Consider the following 21,732-nt stretch of genomic DNA (forward strand, 5'->3'; position numbering starts at 1 on the left):
AAGTAGTGATTGTGCAGTTATTTATATTTAACTATTTTTGTACGAAACTAGAAAAACTTAAACTAAGTAATATGAAATACAGTCGCTATCTTCTCTTGATAATGGCATATTCCTTTTTTGCCGGTAATACAAGAGCAGACGATGTGTTGGTTGAGAAAGATACGATTGTGATGACTTATACGGCAAAAGAAGTTGTTATAGAGTCTTTTAAGCAAAATGATAACTTGTCTACATTGCCTATTTCAGCAACGCTTTTATCTAATCAAACAATTAAAGATCGTAATATCATTTCTATAAATGAGGTCTCAGCATTTGTACCCAATCTTTTTATTCCCGATTACGGATCTAAAATGATAACTCCTGCGTATATAAGAGGAATAGGGTCGCGTATAAATGCCCCATCTGTGGGTTTATATGTAGATGGAGTTCCTTATTTTGACCGTTCGTCTTTCGATATCGATCTGAATGATGTGGAAAGAATCGAAGTATTACGTGGTCCTCAGGGGACTATATATGGGCGGAATACAATGGGCGGAATTATTAACATATATACAAAATCTCCCCTTAAGTATAAAGAGACAAATGTAAATCTGGGTGCAGCAAATTATAATACATATCAAGGCGGTATTTCTAATTATGGAAAACTAAGTAAGAATTTAGGTTACTCCGTTTCGGGTAATTATTTTCATACAGGAGGTTTTTTCGATAATAAATATACAGGGAAAAAAGCAGATGCTATGGATGCGATTTCTACCCGTATTCGTCTTAGTTGGCGGATAAAGCCAAGATTGAACGTGCAATTTATTTCCGCGTATGAATATTCCGATCAGGATGGTTATCCATACAGGGTGTATAATAGTGAGACAAGCGAAATGATGCCTGTTAATTATAATGCCCCGAGCTATTATCGCCGTAATATGTCGTCGAATGGGGTGAATGTGGAATATACAGCCGATCATTTTAAGATAGGTTCGCAAAGTTCATTTCAGTATTTTGATGGTAAACAGGGACTTGATCAGGACTTCTCGCCCGAAGATATTTACTATGTCGATTTTACTCAACGTCAGCACATGTATTCGCAAGAGTTTAATATCAAATCGATTGGCAACGATAAATACGTTTGGCAATTCGGTGCATTTGGATTCTATCAAAACTATAAAACAACTAACGATGTGGATTATCGCATGCAAAAGAGACAGACATTGCAAAATGCGAGGAATCCGATTACAGGAGTAGCTTTATATCATCAGTCTACTATAAACGATCTGTTGACAAAAGGTCTGTCGTTGGGTATGGGCTTACGTTACGATTGGGAAGAAACCAAGACTACTGTAAATAATAAAGCTATTACGCAAGGTGCTGATCCGACCTTCTCTCCTGAAGTAAATGAAAGTTCGGTATTTTCGCAAGTAACACCTAAGGCATCGTTGCAATATGCTTTTGCAAGTGATAATCTGATCTATTTTTCTGTGGCTAAGGGATATAAAACAGGTGGATTTAATGCCACTATAGAACGTGATGAGGATCGTACATTTAAGCCCGAACATAGTTGGAGTTACGAATTAGGAACTAAAGCAAATTGCTTTAATAAATTAATATATACGGATATCAGCTTATTCTATATTATTTGGAATGATCAGCAGATATCGCAGACTCAACCCAGTGGAAAAGGTTATCTATTGAGAAATGCAGGTAAATCGGTTAGTAAAGGTGTTGAGGTAACTACACATATTAATCCTGTCGAAAACTTGAGCATACAATTGAGTTATGGATATACCCATGCTAAATTTAATAGATATGAGGTGAATGCGACATTAAATTATAATGGTAATTATCTGCCCATGGTACCTCAAAATACATTCTCTACTTCTGCCGATTATACAGTAAAGTTAAAGGATACATATTTAGATAAGATATTAATTAGCGGACAGTATGCCGGTGTAGGAAAAATATACTGGAACGAAGATAACAAAGTAGTGCAACCGTTCTATGGTATGTTGAATGGAAAGGTTTCCTTTGTAAAAGATAAATTTTCGCTTGATGTATGGGCTAAAAATATTGCAGGAAAAGAATATATAGCTTATTATTTCAAGACTGGGACAAGTGAATATGTACAAGCGGGTAAGCCATTCACTTTTGGTGTAAACTTACATTTAAATTTCTAAGCCGATGATTGTGAGACCGTATGTAGAAAAAGGAGGGAAATTATTTACGTTTTTTTGTCTGTATATCGCACAGTCGATTCCGATGAGTTTTTTCTCAACTGTATTGCCGGTTATCATGCGTCAACAGCAGTTTTCGCTGGAGACGATCGCCATGCTTCAATTTCTGAAATTGCCGTGGATATTAAAATTTCTTTGGTCGCCAGCTATCGATCGCACCAGCCATACATTAGGGCATTATAAACGTTGGATATTTTCGGCAGAATTGATATATGCCGTTATTATCTTCGCTATATCATTCCTTAGCTTTCAGGTTACTCCATATCTTATTATAGGGCTTATCGTTATGTCTTTTGTGGCTTCTGCTACGCAAGATATTGCAACAGATGCTTTAGCCGTTGTATCCTTTAGTAAAAAGGATAAGGGGTTGGTAAACAGTATGCAATCGATGGGTAGCTTTGCCGGAGCAATGGTTGGCGGTGGAGTTCTTTTGTTACTCTATAATAAAATAGGGTGGGAGAGTCTGCTTCCGTTTTTAGCTATTTTTGTTATTATAGCACTTATTCCTTTGGTCTTTTTCAGAAATAATCAGATGAAGATTGCCCCTAAAACATTGGCAAAACCTCATCCGAACGACTTACTGGGTTTTTTCAAACAGAAAGGAATCTGGAAGCAAGTTATATTCCTGTTTATGTTTTATGCCGGCATAATCGGTATTTTGTCAGTACTGAAACCTATGTTGGTCGACTATGGTTATAATATGAAAGAGATTGGCGTTATGTCGGGTATCGTCGGTACATCTGTCGGTTTTTTTTCATCGTTGGCTGGTGGTTTTATTGTGAGGCTGGTCGGTCGATATGCAGCACGTATTATATTTGCCGTACTGATTGTTGTTACAGCTATATATTTCTATCTGTTAGTAACGATGTTCCCTGTCAATACTGCTACATTACATTGCGGTATATCTTTGTTGTGGGGGACTTATGGTCTGGCTACGATCATTGTTTATACAACGGCTATGGACTGCGTACGCAAAGGATTCGAAGGAACTGACTTTACGATACAGACTGTTATAACCCATCTTAGCGGTATGATTATGGCAGTGGGAGCGGGTAAAGTAGCAACATTATTCGGGTATAGCGGTTTGTTTAAACTCGAAATTTGTATTGCCGCTTTGTCGTTGATCTATATATTAGTAATTTTCAGAAATAAAAATGAAGAGAAAAATGAAAGACGAATTACTGAACAAATATAGTGTTGCTGTACCGCGATATACAAGTTATCCTCCGGCAAACTTCTTTAACGAGTCTTTTACTGCAGAAACATATCGGCAGGTAGTTATAGAATCGAATAGGGAGCAACCTCAACATATATCTGTTTATATCCATATTCCATTTTGTAAGAAAATGTGTTTTTATTGTGGATGCAATTCGATACCCCGACGAAACAAGGATATTGTAGATAAATATATTGCCGCTCTTAAAAAAGAAATCGGAACAGTATTATCGCTTCTGGATAAGAATCGCAAAATATCTCAGATACATTATGGAGGAGGTACGCCGACATCGCAACCTGTATCGGTACTAAAAGAACTGAACACCCTTATTCTATCTGAATTTGATTGTATAGATAATCCTGAAATAGCTATCGAATGTCATCCGGGATATTTGGACGAGCAGTATTATATCGATTTGGTAGATGCAGGATTTAATAGGATAAGTTTAGGTATTCAGGATTTTAATGAAGAAGTATTAAAAGCTTCGAATCGGAATCCGTCTTCTTTGCCTGTTGAAGATATTGTCAAAATATTAAGAGATCGGGATATATCTGTAAATATGGATTTTATCTATGGTCTTCCATTACAAACACCCCAATCTTTCGCTGATACGATAGCTAAGGCTATTGCTGTGAAGCCTGATCGGATTGTTACTTTCTCGTATGCCCATGTGCCGTGGGTGAATAAGTTACAGCAAAATTTGGAGAAGATTGGTTTGCCCTCAACTTCGGTAAAGAATGAGATATACGAAACAGCGAAAAAATTATTAATAGATGCAGGATATAAAACAATCGGGTTGGATCATTTTGTATTGCCTACCGATGAACTTTATGTAGCTCAACAAAGCAAGACATTGCACCGTAATTTTCAAGGCTATTGTACACAACGGACTACAGGACAGGTTTATGCCTTTGGCACTACGGGTATTAGTCAGTTGGCAAACGCTTATAGCCAGAATACGAAGGACTTGGATACATACATTCAACAAGTTGAGCAGGGCGAATTACCTATATTGAAAGGTTATGTCCTGGATAGAGAGGAGCAGATTACAAGGACAGTAATCTCAACTTTGATGTGCAACTATACTATCCGATGGGAAGAAATAGCCAAGCAATTGAATTTATCTGTTGAAGCTGTCAAAGCAGCATTAAACTATAATGAATCGGTTCTTTCCGATTTTGCAAAAGATGAGATTATAGACTTCGACAATGATCATATAACTATCTTGCCCGATACCACGCCTTTTGTGCGTAATGTTGCAGCATCGTTAGATAAGTTGCTTATAAATACGGATAAGCGGTTTTCTAAATCGGTCTGAAAAAATTAGGCTCTTGTTTCTAAAACAAGAGCCTAACCAATTATTTATCAGAGTACAATCCTAACCGATTACCTTCGCTATCGATAAATAGAGCAAAATAGCCTCTGCCTTCAGCCTCAATCTTCGTTTTAGGAGTATGTATTTTACCACCATTTTTTTCGATGAGAGACAATGTAGAATTTATATCCTCGCAGCTTAGGTGAATAAGAACTCCATCTTTTGACGGGTTGAAATCTTCACTCCACGAGATTGAACCCGAACATTCTCCATCTATTTCGGGAAAAAATGCCATTTTTTCGCTACCCCAATCGTGTGCCGGAATTTCGATACCTAGAATTACTTCGTAGAATTTGACTGCTCTGTTAAAATCGACAGAAGGAATTTCAAAAAACGATACTAACTTTTTCATAAAATGTAAATTTGTTGGTTGATTACTTTATTCGAATTGACTTTGAGTTCATCTTGACTTTTAACCACGGAGTCGCACAGAGTAACACGGAGTAAATAATTACAGTATAATAAACTGTTTTGTCATCAAAATATGATTCATTTCGGTATGAAAAACTTTAAAAACTCCGTGAAACTCCTTTTACTCTGTGGTTAAAGTAAAAGTCGAGACGAATTCTTTACAAAAGTAGAGCAGTTTATTCCTCGAAACTTGTAAAAAAAGGACATTATAATGTGTTGGAGAAATAATCGGAATATGGGTCGCAAATGGCTATATACTCGCTTGGAGTATATCCCGAAAACGTTTTGAATTCTTTTATCAGATGAGGTTGATCGTAATAACCTGCTTCGAAAGCCAATTGAGTCAGATTTATCTGTGGTTTGGTTTGTAGAATATGTAAAGCTCTCTGAAAGCGTATGATGCGGGAAAACTCTTTCGGATTAGTTCCTATATGTTCCGTAAATATACGGTTGAATTGCTTGTAACTAAGGCAGGCTATTTCGGCTAATGAAGATATGCTGACATGGCTCTTGTTATCTATCGCTTGAATGGATGCAACTATTCGCTTGTAATTGTAGTCTTTGAATGAGTGTAGGCGATCGATAAGGTAACTTTCGATAAGCTTGATACACGTTCTATTATCAGTTTCGTTCAATAGCTGATCTTCCAATTCTTGCAGTTCTTTATCTCCTATGTCGTCAATGGATATAGTCTTATTTTGAAACTCACTCATCGGGATATCAAAGAAAACCTTTGCCCCAAAAGGTTGAAATACAGTAACTATCATACTGACTTTGCCTGTGATTGAAGTCAGATCAGAAAACTCTGTACTCAATCCACATAGAAACGATTGGGGTTGCAATTTGTTGTCAGCCAAAGAAAACATACTGTCACGTTTATGGAAAACTAAATCTATACATCCTGTAGGAGTAACCCGCTCCGATATGGGAGACGTACTCTCGGCATCCAATATCCAGTAATACCGAATATAGGGAGCAAGAATGGGTGACGGATATATAATTTCGAAAACGTTCATAACCTGTAAAAATATATATTATAGAAATAGGCTCAAAGTTAAAACCTTACTCATTTTTATACTTGTAAAAAAAGGACATTAATCTGTAATATTCAGTTAACTTTAGCCGATTATATTAAGGTCAAGTAAATTTAATAGCATTTTTATGCATGCTTTGCATAATGCAAAACTGAATAAAAAAGATAAAATAGATCAGACTTGATTTATCTATATTGATATAAAACAGTTAGATTAAAGATTGTGCGTAAAAAAATACAGAAAAAGTAACAATCAAAAAAAGATGAAAAAGTGTTACTTTTGTTACCTTTTTCGAGTCACAAAATCGCAAATATATTATAATGAAAAGAGCAAAAATTCTAATATTCCTTCCTGTTCTCCTCGCATTCTTTGCCATGGGGTTTGTCGATTCTGTCGGGATTGCTACAAACTATGTGAAGGAAGATTTTCAGTTGACAGATACAGTGGCTAATCTCTTGCCATCTATGGTTTTCTTATGGTTTCTTATTTTTTCGATACCCGTTAGCATGTTGATGAATAAAATAGGGCGGAGAAAGACTGTTATTTTAAGTCTGTTTGTTACTTTTATTGCCATGTTGCCCCCCCTTGTCAAATATAATTTAGCTATAATCCTTATCTCTTTTGCTTTGCTTGGGATAGGAAATACATTGATGCAAGTATCTTTGAATCCACTGCTTACTGATATTGTTAGTTCCCGTAAATTAGCGAGTAGTATGACTTTCGGGGTGTTTTTCAAAACCATTGCTGCCTTTCTTGCTCCTATTATTGCCGCTTGGACAGTGCTGATGTTTGGAGATTGGAAAATGTTATTTACTATTTTTGGCGTAGTGTCTTTAATCCCTCTGATCTGGCTTATTTTTACACCAATTAAGGAAACACTTATCGAAAGTAAGACATTTACATTTATAGAGTGTTTCAAATTACTTCGCGATAAAGCTGTACTGCTTTTGTTTATAGGGATTTTAATTCATGTCGGTATCGATATAGGTATAAATCTTACTGCTCCTAAAATATTGATGGAGAGGTTAGATATGGAACTTACTGATGCCGGATATGCAACAAGCCTCTATTTTTTATTTAGGATTGCCGGTTCTTTTCTGGGAGCCTTTCTTCTGACAAAGGTATCTTTAAAACGAATGTTTATACTAAGTATCAGCTTAATGGCTTTAGGTGTTTTATCCCTATTCATTTTTAATACCTTAATTCCACTTTATGTGGGTATTGCTTTATTCGGATTGGGCAATGCAAATATCTTTGCGATAATTTTCTCTAATGCTATGCAGCTTTACCCCACCCGTAAGAATGAAGTATCGGGCTTGATGGTAATGGGTATTTCGGGAGCAGCAATATTTCCTGTGTTGATGGGTCTGGTTTCAGATGCTCTGGGTAGTCAGGTGGGTGCTGTAATAATAATTGCCGGATGTATCGGTTATCTGGCCTTCCTTTCTTTGAAGATTAGATGATTTAGTTAATAGGATAAAAAAAGAATAGGAGCCATCTCGACTCCTATCTTTCATTGTTGTTGAATATCAAGATCTATTAGAACGTATAAGACTAATAGATATATGATCAATTTTTATTCGTACGAAACAGGGAACGAAGTTATACGTAAACGAGCCGTACCCATTGGCACTAGCGTTATGTCGTCTATCTGTTCCGATTTCTTAGCGTCATCTTCTGGTAAGACTGCACATAATCCGAACTTGTCGATAACCCACGAAGGCACTAAGCGCCCTTTGGCTTTCACAATCAGAGGTGAACTTCTTTGTGTAAAAGGGAAATTATCTGCCGGCCATTCTCTTCTCTCTATTTCTAGATTTTTGAAAGGGGCTTTAGGATCAAGTACTAAAGAATAGTTCCACGCACTTTTCGGATAAATTTCGTAAGTCGGCCACTTAGTCGGATCGGCTGTCTCTTGCCACTTCGAATCACCTATTGCACTTGCTTTGCTGTCTACTTTCTTATATTCTTCTTCTATGTTCAATGATAAAGTTAGCGGACCATAGTCGATACTTGCGCTATTCTTATTCACTTGCCATGTAGTCATAGAGAAATCCATTGGAAAAGTAACTGTAACTACATCTCCATCTTTCCATTCGCGATTGATGCAAACGAACTTGCTTTCTGTCAGATAAGTATTCGTTTTTTTACCGTTTATTTCCAGTTTGGCATTCTTTGTCCACGAAGGGATACGCAAGTAGAAAGGGAATTTCACATTTTCGGATGTGTTGACCGTAAATTTGATCTGATCTTCGAAAGGATAATTGGTTTCTTCTTTGATGCTTACCTCTTTACCATCGGCAACAATTACTTTTGCGTGACAGGCTCCATAAATAGCTGCTCCTATACCATTGTCGGGAGTAGCTAAGATCAGGTTTTCTATGTAGTAAGGCCAGCCTTGAGTGTGGTTATGTTGGCAGCAGCGACTACTGAATGGGTTCATGGACAAGAACGGTCCTGCATTATCTATTCCCGGTCTATGATTTTCCGAGTCGCTCATCACATGATTAGGACAAGTGATATAGCGCAGTGCTTTGAAGTCGGGCATTACAGCTGCAGGATACGAATTGAAGGCAATGTTTTCGCAATGTTCAGCCCAAAGAGGGTCACCTGTATAGCGTAATAGCATTTCGTCCGAAGCCATTTGCTCAACAAAACCACATGTTTCCGTTCCTTGTCTCGGGTCTATATATCCCATACGGGCATTCTCATCAGCACCGAACATTCCTCCTGATACCTGACCAAATGTACGTCGTATCAAACTGTGATCGTTATATGTCGCTTTCAGATGCGTCGAGTCTTTTGTCAGCATGTAATATTGTGCAGGTTCTCTGAATCCTTGTGCAATGTTTACGTTATGCCAGTTGGGTAGGGTAGAGTCTTGCATCCAATCGGCAGTATTGCGATGTATCTTATGTACAAGGTCTAGTAAAAAATCATCACCTGTAATATTATATAGCCAATATACGCTGTAAATATTATCACCTCCCCGTGAATTTTCCCAATAGTCTTTCAGAAATTTTTCATCCGGCACAGTCATTTGCCATTTGAAGTAGTTTGTCATTAACTCTATTACACGTACATCATTCGAGTGTTCGTAATACGATTGCAGGCACCATAGCATAATCATATTTGCCCACAGTTCTCTTTTTCCGTCACGTTCGTTAACAGGTCCGAAATATCCATCGGGTTGCTGACTTTTCAAGACTGCATCTATCCAGAGTTGAGTTTCTTTCAGCATGGCAGGGTCTTCTAAAATATATGCAATATTGCCATAGCCTTTGAGCCAATAAGGAACTTCTTCCCATCCATGATGACCGCCTGTGTTCAACCATGCGTTTTGCGACTTTTCGAGCCATGCACTAATTTCACCTAGCTGCCCTGTAAGGCCGTCTCGTTGTAGTTCGAGATATTTCTTTAACCAGCCATCGGGTTTAACTTTCCCTACGGGTAGTTTAATAAAATGATCCGGCAGTAGAGGCTGCTTATTACTAGAGTAATGCAGATTTGCCGATGATACATCTGGTCTGTCTACAATGGTAATTTCGGAATCATTATTTTGCTTTATATCATTACATCCAAAGCAAAATAAGCTGAAGGATATAAGACAAATATTTCTAATTTTCATATGCAAATAATTTATATTTCTTTTATGCATAAAAGCAGTGAGTTCATTTTATAAAAAAAGTTAGATCAGGCAGATTACTCTAACCTGATCTAACATTCACAAACTAACTCAATTTATATACATCAGAGAAATCATTTCTTAAGTTTATTTTCAAGCATTTTCATATAGTATCCTCCGACAACTGAGCGTGCCTTGAATCCAACATGAGTTTTACTATCAGTATTATACCAGTCGGACATAGGAACTCTGTCTGTTGTTTCATTCATAAATTTATACAATGGGCTGATGAATTTCTGGAATGTTTCCTGATCGTCAGCTAAGGTTGCTGTCCAGATAATCCAGTCGGATTTTGTATAATTCTTGCGGCTATCTAGAGGCAGACCATATTCATTCTGTTTAGTCAGATAGAAAGCGATCTCCTTTTTAGCTACACTGGCAGGGAAAATATTCAAATCCATTATTTTGTTCCAGATTATATTATATTTTTGACTCCAGGTTCCCGGTTGATCGAATGTCAAACGGTAATGATCTCCATCGTCAGCCATTTTCATCCACTGTTCAGCCATTTCTTTAGCCTTGTTGGTATACTTCTCTGCCACATCTTTTTTACCCAACTTGTCAGCCAGATATCCATAAGATGCGATACCCATAATTGCTTTTGCCGAAAGGTTCACGTTGTGAGCGAAATGTCCTGCAAAATCATCGGTACAAAGTTGGTTTTCAGGATCAAGACCTTTCTCTACCAGATAGTCTGTCCAGATAGTCAACACTTCCCAATGTTTCTCTGCATATTTAGCATTGCCTTCTACGGCAGCAATGGCAGCGGTTAAAGTAAGCATATTTCCGCCTTCTTCCACAGGCATGTCGCCTCCGTAAGTCTGTCCGTTGCCTAACGGATATGTACCTATGTCGTGAGCAGGAAACGGTTTAGCCCATTTGCCACTTTCGCTGTAGTAGAAAATATGATTTAGCAAAGCTTTAGCCAATTCGGGATTGTAATATAAAAACAGGGGAGCAGAAGGATAGGTTACATCCACTGTCCCGATAGAACCGTTGCTATTATTCTCTTTCGACAAAAATAGCAAATCGCCATTAGGTGCTTCTACTACTTTATGAGCAGCAATTGCCTGACGGTATGCAAGGGCGCATAACTCAGCATATTCTTTACCGCCAACGGCAGCAGCTTCAGTCATTAGTTGATAATCGAATGTGCTACATGCTTCGCTAAGTTTGGCAAATTCGTTATTTGCTTCTACGAAAGCTTGTTCTATTGTTTTATCACCTTTTTTGTTCCAATACGGTTTTAGGTTTTCGCCAAAATACTGTATAGAATAGATATCATCGTACCCGATTAATACTTTTCCTGATGCAGATTTGGTTTTTCCTAACGATTGAGCTAAAGCCAGATTCGCATTGTCTTTAGAACTGATATCACCCGATAGTGTTCCGTTCTTTACAAACTCCGCACGCATCTTATAGGCATCTCCTACACTCGAAGTTGTATTACCTTTCTCGCCGCATAAGTAGAAATATCCCCAGTCGATGCGAATATCATCACCGCTTTTGCCTAGTATATTTTGCTCTACACTTCCGCTTTTGAGGAATATAAGATTATCTTTTTCATATCCTTCACCTTTGTTTGCCTGTACAGGGAAATCTAATGCCCAATTTGGCGCAGCCTCAAAATACATTTCCACATCATGCGCTTTCCCGTCGAGCGAGGTCACATCGTAAGAAATATAATTTACAGGACGGGATACAAGGTTCAAATCATCCATCAACAATGGGGCAAGGAACGAAAGGTTTAGTTCTACACTGCCACAATCGAATACATAACGGGTGTGAGTCGCTTGCACATCCGCCGACTTTTGTGCAGCGGTAGCTGTTAAGAATGTTTCTATCTCGTCTTCGGCATATAGCCCGAAATCGACAAGAGCACCACCTGTCTGATTATGTCCGTGCGCTGCAATCACAGTTGTTCCTTGTGTAATTGTTTTCGCAACTTCTTCGGGGATAGGTATAACTACATTCTTGTTCCATGCGTATCCTGTATTTACTACCTCTATACCATTGATATATAGTTCGAAATTATCATCATGAGAATATTCAAGATATAGTTTTTTACCTGAAAGGTCTTCATTGATCTCAATCGTTCTGCGTACCCATATATCTTTGGTTTCCCACGGTGTATTCACATTCACTTCGTCTTTCGTACCAAAAGCAGCAGGGCCTTCTTTCCATTGAGTATCAGTGAATGAAGGTTTTTCCCAGTCTGTTGCCGGTTTGTTGAATGTGTATTTTCCATTCCATGCTTTTGCCATAGACATTCCGGCTATAGTGCGCATTGGTGGTTTTTCAACACCCATAAAACGATATACTTCGCCATCTACACGGATTACTCCTATAAGAGGGAATTCTTTTCCTGTCCAGTGTTTTACTTGTTCATCATACAGATTGTTGGTCATAGACCATGCCGACGTGTATGGGTCGATGGTAACCAATGGATAAGCAGGAGCACGAAGATCATTTTTTATAATCTCTGTCTGCTTGACTTTACTTTCGTTGCAACTAAATAAGCCAACGGCACAAAGTAAATAAAGTAATTTTTTCATTTTTCTATTGTTTGAATACCTTATTACTCAGCTAAAGTATTTATTACTTTTTGGTTGATTGCTTTTACACGACCTTCTTCTATCTTAATTTCTTTGCGGTCGTATGTCATAAGCCCGTTTACTTCACCTTCTACATCGGTTGTCTGAGTGTATACGGCAGCAGAGTAACCCATTTTCACAAGTCTTGCCAATTCTTCTCCGTATTTAACATACTCGTCTGTAACTTCTTTCGCATTTTTGAACTGAACATAGCCCCAGTTTTTATCAGATTGCCATAAGTGACCTTGAAGCGGCAGACCAATTCCGCCATATTCGCCTAATACTGTCGCTCTGTCAGAATCGTTTTCATACAATGTTAGTTTCGGACCCGGATAGTGATGTATATCTAGCATATCACCTGTGCGATAATGATTACCACCACTGGCTGGATTAACTAAACGTGAAGGATCGTAAGCTTTAGTCCATTCTGCTATTTCCACAGTTTTGAATTGTCCCCATGCTTCATTGAAAGGTACCCATACAGCAATTGACGGATAAGAATACAGATAATCCATTATCTCTTTCCACTCTTTGCGGTAGTCAGCTTCCGATACAGCCGAACGAAGCATTTCTTTACCATCGAAGAACTTTCTCATTTGCCATTGCGGAGATTGATGTCCGTTGCCATTAGGCATATCTTGCCATACAAGAATTCCTAAACGGTCGCAATGAGTATACCAGCGTGCAGGTTCTACTTTTACGTGTTTACGGATCATGTTATATCCGAAATCTTTCGTTTTTTTGATATCATATACTAATGCTTCATCGGTTGGAGCAGTGTATAGTCCGTCAGGCCACCAGCCTTGATCGAGTGGTCCGAAATGGAAATAATCTTTATTATTTAATTGAAGACGTACAATACCATCTTTGTCTTTCTTGGTAGACACTTTGCGCATTGCTGCATAGCTCTTTATCTTATCTTGTAGTCTGCCATTATCGTATAGATTAATTTCAAGATCGTATAAGAAAGGAGATTCGGGAGACCATAACTTAGCATTAGGAATTGCAATCTCTATATTTTGTCCTGCTGCAAATTTATTTTTAGAAACGGTAGTTGCACCGTCTTTAACGATAACTTCGATGACATCTGCTGCAGAGGTGTTCTCTGTGGCTACATCTACAGTTAGTCTGTTAGTGTCGATATTTGGTGTGTTTCTTACATTAGCGATGTGTTTTTTGCTAACAGGTTCTAACCAAACTGTTTGCCAGATACCCGATACAGGAGTGTACCAAATGCCTTCCGGCTTATTGATTTGTTTGCCTCTTGCCTGATAACCATCGTCAGTCGGATCCCATACTCTCACTACCAGTTTTTGGTTACCCGAAGTTAGATAAGGAGTTACATCGAAAGAAAAAGGAGTATAGCCACCTGTATGTGAGCCTACTTTTATATCGTTTACATATACTTCTGTTTTCCAATCTACTGCACCAAAATGCAGCAATATATTTTTTTCTTTCCAGTTAGATGGAACTGTAAATGTTCGCTTATACCATAGTTCGTTATCTTTTCCTAGCGATTTTTGAACGCCTGATAGGCTTGATTCTACAGCAAAAGGTACAAGTATTTTACCATCGAAACTTTGAGGTTCTTGTTGGCCTACCGGTAGGATAGCATAGTCCCATAAGCCATTTAGATTCGACCAGTCCGAACGTTCTATGATTGGACGTGGGTATTCGGGTAAAACATTGTTAACATCAATAGTTTCTGCCCATTTCGTTTTCATTTTATCACCAGCTGGTTTCCATTGGGCGAATGAGGTAGCACTCGATACGATTAAAGCTACAATTAAAAGTTTTCTTTTCATTAAATAAATGTTTATTGGTATTATAAATAAATGTTTTTTTGCTGTTTCAATGATTAATAATTCGGTAAATAAATGCTGAATGGCTTGTCCCTATCTAAAACTATTAATTCACCGTTTACGATATCCAACTCAGCAACCTGAATAGATGAGCGTCGCATTTCATACGGAATGTTTCCATTCTCGTTAAGTGATTCATTTCCGTACCTTCTTCCCGGATGGGTGAAGTAGAAAATATATGCTTTGTCGTTGGCAACTACAACATCCCCATGATTTCCTCTTGGATAATCGTCTTTTCGTTGACTTTCTTTACTTAATATTCTATCTTCCTGTTTTGTCCAATTTAACAAATCAGGTGATTTGTAGACTCCCATTCCTTTCCATTCATCTGTAATAAGCCAGTATGAGCCTTTGAAATTAAATGCTTTAGCCCCTTCATGGGGTTCGTCAGTTACAGCCGGTTTGGCATCACCTGTCCACGTAAATAGATCTTTACTATCTGCAAATAACGATTTACTATCCCATTTGTACCACATGCGCCAGTCTCCGTTCGGAAGCTTGATGAGGGTTGCGTCTATAACATCATCTTTAGGTAATTTGGCAAGTCCTTCGTATTTCCAATCCCAAAGGTTGGTACTGGTATAATGAGCCATGCGAGCAGTGCCGCTCCAATGATTGGCTACACCTCTGATATAAGAAACAAACATGTGATAGACTCCATTGTGAAGCACAACATCGGGAGCCCAAAACGTATTTTTACCTCTCTCGAATTCTAAATTGAGCGAACCTCTGTATCTCCAGCTTTTCCCGTTATCTTCCGAATAAGCAATACCTATCTCATTGCCATAGCAATATGCCACATCTGCCGTTTCTGAATTGGCTCGTCGTTGGGTATAAAGCATCCACCAAGCTTTTTCCATAGGGTTATAAATAACACACGGATCGGCAGCCCCATCGGTGATTGGATCTCTGAATAAAGGGGCATCGGGTTGTTCTTGAGCCTGAACACCGACAAATGTAAACAGAATTAGGTAGCAAAATATTAAAATTTTGTTTCTCATGATCAGTTAAAAGGTTACTACGCAGCCTCTAAATTAATACTTCTGTGGAGAAGTTGCGAATAAGATTTGTTTAAATTTTATAATAAAATAAATTAAAATATCTACCTGTAGTAAAGTATCTTTAAAACAGGCAGATATCTCGGCTTGATATTAAAATTATTTACTTAACTTTCACCGAACCAACAGTATAAAGCATCTGGTCTACCCCCGATATTCTGATTCCTATTCGGGCATACAGTACAGGATGGTTTATCGAACTTATATCCATACTTATTGTATTCGATCCGATTACAGGTGTTTCGGCATTCTGGGTTTTATCTTTGAAGCTATCGTCCACAAATACGGTTTTACCAACATAGAGAGTAATCCTCTCAATATTACGATCGGTTACAGCAGTAAATTGACTAACATCGAAAGTTGCAGTGAGAATGTTATCGGTTACTTTAAATACCTCATTGCTCAAGGTAAAGTAAGGTTTGACAATATATTCGACAGAAGTAGATCCTTTGACTGTTACCAGCAGAGTATCTCTATCATTTACCCACGGTCCATTATTGTCTCTGGTTACTAATTTGTACTGGCCATCGAATACTTTCGCAGCAAATGTACCATCCTGATTTATATAGACTTCGATAGATTCGTAGTTGTCATAGCCATCTTGCCAGAGTTGCATTTGCACGGCATTCTCTGTACCTCTCACCCCTAAAGTCTCTCCAGTATTAGTAACGACTTTGCCTTTTAAATCGCTTTTTGGTTCATCGTAATTATCTTTTTCACAAGATGAAAATACGAATGCAAATAGAATTAATATGCTAAAATATTTCTTTTTCATTCTTCTTAATTTTTAAGTTATTACACAAGATGATATCCGTATTATTGGAATGGGTTCTTAACAAGCTTCGGATTTCGGTTCAACCAATCCTGATCGAAGAAATTGTAATAGTTCCTCATTTCGAAATAGCGTGGATATCTGGTGGTATATGTTTTAACTTTTTCGAACACCCATTTGCCATTTTGTGCGTTTCCCGGTTCATTTACTTTGTATGGGAAAAGCGAGTAGAACATAGATGTATCGCTATCGCTGTTGTTATTCCAAAGCAGATGCGCTCTTCTCCAACGTTTCAAATCCCAATACCTGTGATTCTCATATACGAACTCTACGCGGTTTTCTTTTATAATATCGTCAATTGTTACACTACTTAAACTTTGTATACCAGCTCTGCTTCTTACCTGATTTATATATCCACATACTTCTATTTGGGATTTTCCCAGTTCTAAAGATGCTTCGGCTGCAATTAATAATGTTTCGGCGAAACGGAATCGGGTAAACCATACGTCACTACCTCTACCTCTTGTGGCGGCATCTTTGTTTTCTTCTACAAACTTGCGAATGTTGAATCCTGTTTTTGAAACATACAGCTGATCTCCACTAGTAGGTCCGTTTTGGTCTGTAAGTAATCCGTAGGTCGGGTTCACAGCACCGGGTTCACCCACTCTGCTTTTCCATTCCCCATTTTCGAGGTATTTTTGACCTGCCTGATATGAGATATAAACACTACGGAAAAGAGATCCCGGAGTTATAATGGTACCATATAATCTGGCATCTTTATTAACAAATAAATCTTCAAGATTTTCATAGAATATAAAGTCACCCCCGGCATCTTTAATTTTCAATTTCCCATCTCTGTTATTTTTGTATTCAAACGCCTCTACAATGTTTAGAATCGGAGTTATTTTGTTTGCATCAACATCACCCTTTACAGAGTATGCCACATTGTTATTCGTAAAACCATGTGTTTTACCGGGAGCAACATAATCGAGTGCCCATATAACTTCAGGGTTTGACTCCTTGTTAATAAACAAATCATAAAAGTTTCGCCCTAAATCAATTTCGTTCTTTAAGTATAAGCTATATTTGCCACCTTTTATTATTTCGGTAGTAGCATCGTAGGCTATCTGATAATATTTACTTGCCTCCGAAGTTGGGATACCAACTTCACCATTAGGTAATCTCAGTTCGGGAGTAGTTGTATATTTAGCAATAGAGCCTGCATAAATAGCTGCTCTGGCTTTTAATGCAAGGGCAACCCATTTGTTTGCTCTTGCTGCATGTATATTATCGGAAGGTGAGTTTGTTTTAGCATTCTCTAATAGTTGAGAGATAGCTTCACATTCAGCGATAATATAATCGTAGGTTGCAGCTTCAGTAGAACGAGCAACTTGTAGATCTAAAACGTTAGTTCCCGATTCGTAGCCGTATATTTCGTCATAAACGATAGGAACTCCTCCTAAACCTTTTGCCATATTGAAATAAGCCCATGCACGTAAAAAACGTGCTTCACCTTCATATTGTTTTTTTATATCAGCCGTCAGGTCGATATTATTGTTTGCAGTTTCGGATGACAAACCTCTCAGAAATATATTAATGTCACGTACAAAGTTGTATTCGTATAATCGCCACCAATTATTATCGTAAGTCCTGTGATCGTTGATTCCTCCGCTCGAAAATGCGGCTTCATCTGTATAAGCATGACCGTCGATATCTTCTAGACTCGGACCCCAGTTTATTCTTCCATAATAATTGGCTAATACAGAGTTAATCATATTAAGATCGGTGAATATTTGTTCGTCTGTAAATATTTTCTCAGGTTCTTCTTCAAGAAAATCGGAACATCCAAACATGGCAGTGCAAAATACGAAGGCACTTATTATATATAATTTTGCTTTTTTCATAATTATATTATTCTGTTAAAAGGTTAGATTACAACCAATACTGATTATTCTGTTGGTCGGATATTGTATACCTGACCCTTTGTCAATTTCAGGATCCATATCTATATCACCTAGATTGTCTATTGAGAAGAGATTTTGCATAGACGTAAAGAATCTGGCTTTAGTCATTCCCAGGCGTCCACTGATGTGGGATGGGAGAGTATACCCAAATTCCAGATTCTTTAATTTCAAGTAACTAATATTTTTTAGCCAAAAATCATTTTTCCAATAGTTGCTATGATTTCCGTTTCCTTCAATGATTGTAGGATACCTTCCTGCCACAAGTGCACTATTTGCATCGTGAATGTCGGATAAATGCCATTGGTCTGATAGATAATATTGAGGGTTGTTACCTCCATCATGTAATGGTGTTTTCATTTCAGATTCCATGTAAAAAGAAGAGAAAGTTGATCCGGCAAACATTAGTCCTAAATCGAAGCCTTTATACTCGAAATCAAAGACAAAGTTGAAGTTCAAATATGGAACATCGCCTTCTCTGTATCCGATTGGTCTGTCGTCCATACCGTTAACAATGCCATCGCCATTCACGTCTTTATATATCAAATCGCCGGGGCGGATCGTTGTATTTCCTTTCCCATCTACATTTACTGGATGGTTTGCTATTTGTTCCCATGACTGGAATTGACCTATAACTTGTTTCCCCCAATTGATATTGCTATATCTCTCATCAATAGAATTGCGATAGACTTGCCATGAGTTTCCATGACGAGGCTTATACTGATGCCAATCGTATTTGCGAGAAAAAGTAAAGTTACCACCTAACGAATAGTTCAAATCTTTTACTTTATCTCTCCATGTGATGCTACCATCGAAGCCTCTCAGCATTTCTGATTTTAAGTTTTCACGAGGAAGTTCAAACCCTGATTCGCTAGGTATCAACACATCATTTTTACGTTCGGGTATACCATCTAATTTTCTTGTGAAAAAGTTGAAATCCCCTGTTAATTTATTGTCGAAAAATCCAAAATCGAACCCTACATTAAACATTTTGGCTTCCAGCCATGATAAGGTTCTTACCGGTACTCCCCTTGGTTTGGTACCTGTTACCCATTCTCCGTCTACAACGGCTCCCCCTTGATTGTAATCATATCCATCAAGATAATCAAATGCGCTATAATCGGGTGTTTCATCAAGGCCGACCACACCATAAGAGGCCCTTAGTTTTAAATCAGATACGGTATTCTTGATACCTTTCCAGAATGATTCTTCCGAAATTCTCCAACCTGCAGATACAGAAGGGAAAAATCCCCATCTATCTTTTTTAGGAAATTTCCACGCACCATCATATCTGCCTATAAACTCTAAAAGATATCTATTGTCATAATTATAATTGATCCTGCTGATGAATCCTGCTCTGGATTGAGGTTCATTCAGCCTATCCTGAATACCTACCATAGACGTAAGGTAAACCTGATCTATTGCATTAGCAGCTGGTCTGTCTTGCAACCAGAATCTAGGGGATTTTCTTCTTATTGCCTCGCCGCCAACAGTAAAAGATAGAGAATGCACATCAATTTTTTTATCGTAGTCTAATATAAATTGTCCTGAAGTTTCTTCTACTTTTTCATAAGTACGTTCCATATATGGATTATCCATAGAACTTATAACTTTGTAAGTATCCGATTCCTCTACATATTCATATAGCTTATAAGTGTATTCATGATTTCGCTGGAATTTATCAGCGTAATAGTATCCCCCCAAGAGGCTTAGTTTTAACCCATCTATTATTTTATATTCGGCCGATATATTCAATTGGATTACACGCCAGGTTTCTTCTAATGTTCCGGAACGTTCATAATTGAGCATCCCAAAATTTGTATTATTCTCTGATGATGTTAATGCCGGATAGTTCGGATTATCATTAGCAAAAGGTCTTCTGGTTGGTAAGTTTCGATAGATTGCAAATAGGGCTTGCCAATAATCATCTTGGCCGGGAACTCCCGGATTTTTTCTTGTTTCTATACGACCATTCATGTTTCCGCCTATCTTTAGTCTTTTGTTAATGTTGGCGTCTACACTCATTTGTATATTTGTACGATTGAATCCGCCATAGTTCACGATAATGGCATCTTGGTTCAGATGGCTGAGTGATAAATAATAATTTATATCTTCGGATCCTCCTGAAACATTACCACCGATATAAGACATTGGTGATGTATTTATAACGTAGTCGTACCAGTCAAAACCACGATAGTCCTTCTCTGTTCCCTGTTGCCATTTGGCTAAATCTTCTGCCGAATATTTCATATTGTAGTTCGGATCAGTAGCCTTTTTTATAATATCAGATTGATATTTTGTCTCTACGTAAGTTTGTGTATTTGCAGGTTTGGGAAATCTGAAGAAGTTTTGCCATCCATAAGTTGCAGTCAAATTAACTGTGTTTTTTGTTTCTCTTATACCTGATTTAGTTTTGACCACTACCACTCCGTTTGCTGCACGGACACCGTATATGGCAGCAGAAGCATCCTTAAGTATAGATATAGATTCTATATCATTGGGATCGATATTGTTAAATTGACCTTCATCTTTCTGAACTCCGTCTATTACATAAAGAGGTGTGCCCATTCCTCTGATGCGGATTGTTGTACCCGAACCCGGACGTCCATCAGGTTGGCGTGAGTTGATACCGGCTATTCGTCCAGCTAAAGCGGTGGAGGTTGTTGCGGCATTCGTTGTAACTAGCTGATCGCCGCTTATGGCCGAAATTGCTCCGGTGATAGACTCTTTCTTTTGTGTCCCGAAGCCGACTATTACAACATCTCCCAGCACTTTTACATCTTCTTTTAATACAATATTAAATTCTTTTCTACCGCCTACTTTTAGTTCTTGTGGTAAGAATCCGATGTATGTTACTACAAGTGTTTCTCCTTCTGAGGCATCAATTTTAAATATTCCGTTTGTATCAGTCATTGTACCTTTTATTGTGCCTTTTACCGAAACACTGACTCCTATCAGAGGCTCGTCTGCAGCATCAGTAATTTTTCCTCCAACAGGATTGGTACTCTGGGTCGTTTCTGTCAATTGAAAATCTTTTGCTTTGTTTTTCTGAGATAGAACAATTTGTCTATCAAAAACTTCGTAAGCAACGTCTTCATTCTGGAATAGTTTATCTAAAACAGCGAATACATTCTCGTTGGTTGAGGCGATTGCTACTTTGCGATTTACATCTATGAACTTTTTATTGTATATAAACCGAAATTCAGTTTGTTCTTCTATTTTATTTAATACCTCTTCTACCGAAGAATTTTTCAGGTTGAGGTTTAAGTGTGTCGACTGAGAATAAGATGGCATGCTAAAAGCACTTGTTAAACAACAGAATAGCAATATAAATATTATCTTTAGTGCAAGATGGCTCTGAGATGACAGTATGTGCCACTTCATTTTTCGTTTAGAAATTAGATTCATATATTTACATATTAATTATTAGAGAATAAGGTTGAGAAGCTTTTATTTTTATGATTAAAATCAAACGGGGAAGTCTTACTCACTTCTCCGTTTCTTATTATTTATCGTCTTTTCATAATAAGCTTGGTCGGATG

At 37.8% G+C, this 21,732-nt stretch carries 13 protein-coding genes; 4 read left to right on the forward strand and 9 right to left on the reverse strand.

Annotated features, from left to right (window positions below; genetic code table 11):
• The first annotated feature begins 71 nt into the window (after positions 1–71).
• Genes G7Y56_RS06510 through hemN form a run of 3 tightly spaced genes read left to right on the forward strand, consistent with a single transcriptional unit; the run spans position 72 to position 4,756 of the window.
• The gene (locus G7Y56_RS06510) at positions 72–2,165 is read left to right on the forward strand and encodes a TonB-dependent receptor (protein WP_165042056.1); all 2,094 of its coding nucleotides are present in this window, start codon (positions 72–74) and stop codon (positions 2,163–2,165) included.
• Positions 2,166–2,169: 4 nt separating this feature from the next.
• Complete coding sequence (locus G7Y56_RS06515) at positions 2,170–3,417, forward strand: MFS transporter (RefSeq protein ID WP_165042059.1); 1,248 nt, start codon at positions 2,170–2,172, stop codon at positions 3,415–3,417.
• Positions 3,389–4,756 carry an oxygen-independent coproporphyrinogen III oxidase gene (gene hemN, locus G7Y56_RS06520; RefSeq protein ID WP_165042061.1) on the forward strand — a complete coding sequence of 456 codons (1,368 nt, stop codon included), beginning with the start codon at positions 3,389–3,391 and terminating at the stop codon, positions 4,754–4,756. The genes G7Y56_RS06515 and hemN overlap by 29 nt, the downstream gene beginning before the upstream one ends.
• Before the next feature lie 40 nt (positions 4,757–4,796).
• On the opposite strand, the gene G7Y56_RS06525 is transcribed toward hemN, so the two are convergent.
• Complete coding sequence (locus G7Y56_RS06525) at positions 4,797–5,165, reverse strand: VOC family protein (RefSeq protein WP_165042063.1); 369 nt, start codon at positions 5,163–5,165, stop codon at positions 4,797–4,799.
• A gap of 265 nt (positions 5,166–5,430) precedes the next feature.
• Positions 5,431–6,240, reverse strand: a complete 810-nt coding sequence (locus tag G7Y56_RS06530; protein WP_165021436.1) for a helix-turn-helix domain-containing protein — start codon at positions 6,238–6,240, stop codon at positions 5,431–5,433.
• 338 nt (positions 6,241–6,578) lie between these two features.
• Between G7Y56_RS06530 and G7Y56_RS06535 the strand changes: the two genes are divergently transcribed.
• Positions 6,579–7,721 carry a sugar MFS transporter gene (locus tag G7Y56_RS06535; protein ID WP_165042065.1) on the forward strand — a complete coding sequence of 381 codons (1,143 nt, stop codon included), beginning with the start codon at positions 6,579–6,581 and terminating at the stop codon, positions 7,719–7,721.
• Between the two features lie 113 nt (positions 7,722–7,834).
• Here the strand turns inward: G7Y56_RS06535 and G7Y56_RS06540 are convergent, their stop codons facing one another.
• The 7 genes from G7Y56_RS06540 to G7Y56_RS06570 form a co-directional block, all read right to left on the reverse strand.
• Positions 7,835–9,886, reverse strand: coding sequence for a beta-L-arabinofuranosidase domain-containing protein (locus G7Y56_RS06540; RefSeq protein WP_165042067.1), 2,052 nt, complete (start codon positions 9,884–9,886; stop codon positions 7,835–7,837).
• Between the two features lie 131 nt (positions 9,887–10,017).
• Positions 10,018–12,498 (reverse strand): glutaminase domain-containing protein, encoded by a 2,481-nt coding sequence (locus G7Y56_RS06545; protein ID WP_165042069.1) that lies wholly within the window; start codon positions 12,496–12,498, stop codon positions 10,018–10,020.
• A 23-nt stretch (positions 12,499–12,521) separates the two neighbouring features.
• Complete coding sequence (locus G7Y56_RS06550) at positions 12,522–14,342, reverse strand: glycoside hydrolase family 2 protein (protein ID WP_165042071.1); 1,821 nt, start codon at positions 14,340–14,342, stop codon at positions 12,522–12,524.
• A gap of 53 nt (positions 14,343–14,395) precedes the next feature.
• Positions 14,396–15,400 (reverse strand): glycosyl hydrolase, encoded by a 1,005-nt coding sequence (locus G7Y56_RS06555; protein WP_165042073.1) that lies wholly within the window; start codon positions 15,398–15,400, stop codon positions 14,396–14,398.
• A 160-nt stretch (positions 15,401–15,560) separates the two neighbouring features.
• Positions 15,561–16,232 (reverse strand): DUF3823 domain-containing protein, encoded by a 672-nt coding sequence (locus G7Y56_RS06560; RefSeq protein ID WP_165042075.1) that lies wholly within the window; start codon positions 16,230–16,232, stop codon positions 15,561–15,563.
• A 41-nt stretch (positions 16,233–16,273) separates the two neighbouring features.
• On the reverse strand, positions 16,274–18,133 hold the full coding sequence (locus tag G7Y56_RS06565; protein ID WP_165042077.1) for a RagB/SusD family nutrient uptake outer membrane protein: 1,860 nt from the start codon (positions 18,131–18,133) through the stop codon (positions 16,274–16,276).
• A 15-nt stretch (positions 18,134–18,148) separates the two neighbouring features.
• On the reverse strand, positions 18,149–21,484 hold the full coding sequence (locus G7Y56_RS06570; protein ID WP_255498661.1) for a TonB-dependent receptor: 3,336 nt from the start codon (positions 21,482–21,484) through the stop codon (positions 18,149–18,151).
• Positions 21,485–21,732 lie beyond the last annotated feature (248 nt).

Source organism: Dysgonomonas sp. ZJ709, assembly GCF_011039195.1.
GTDB lineage: Bacteria > Bacteroidota > Bacteroidia > Bacteroidales > Dysgonomonadaceae > Dysgonomonas.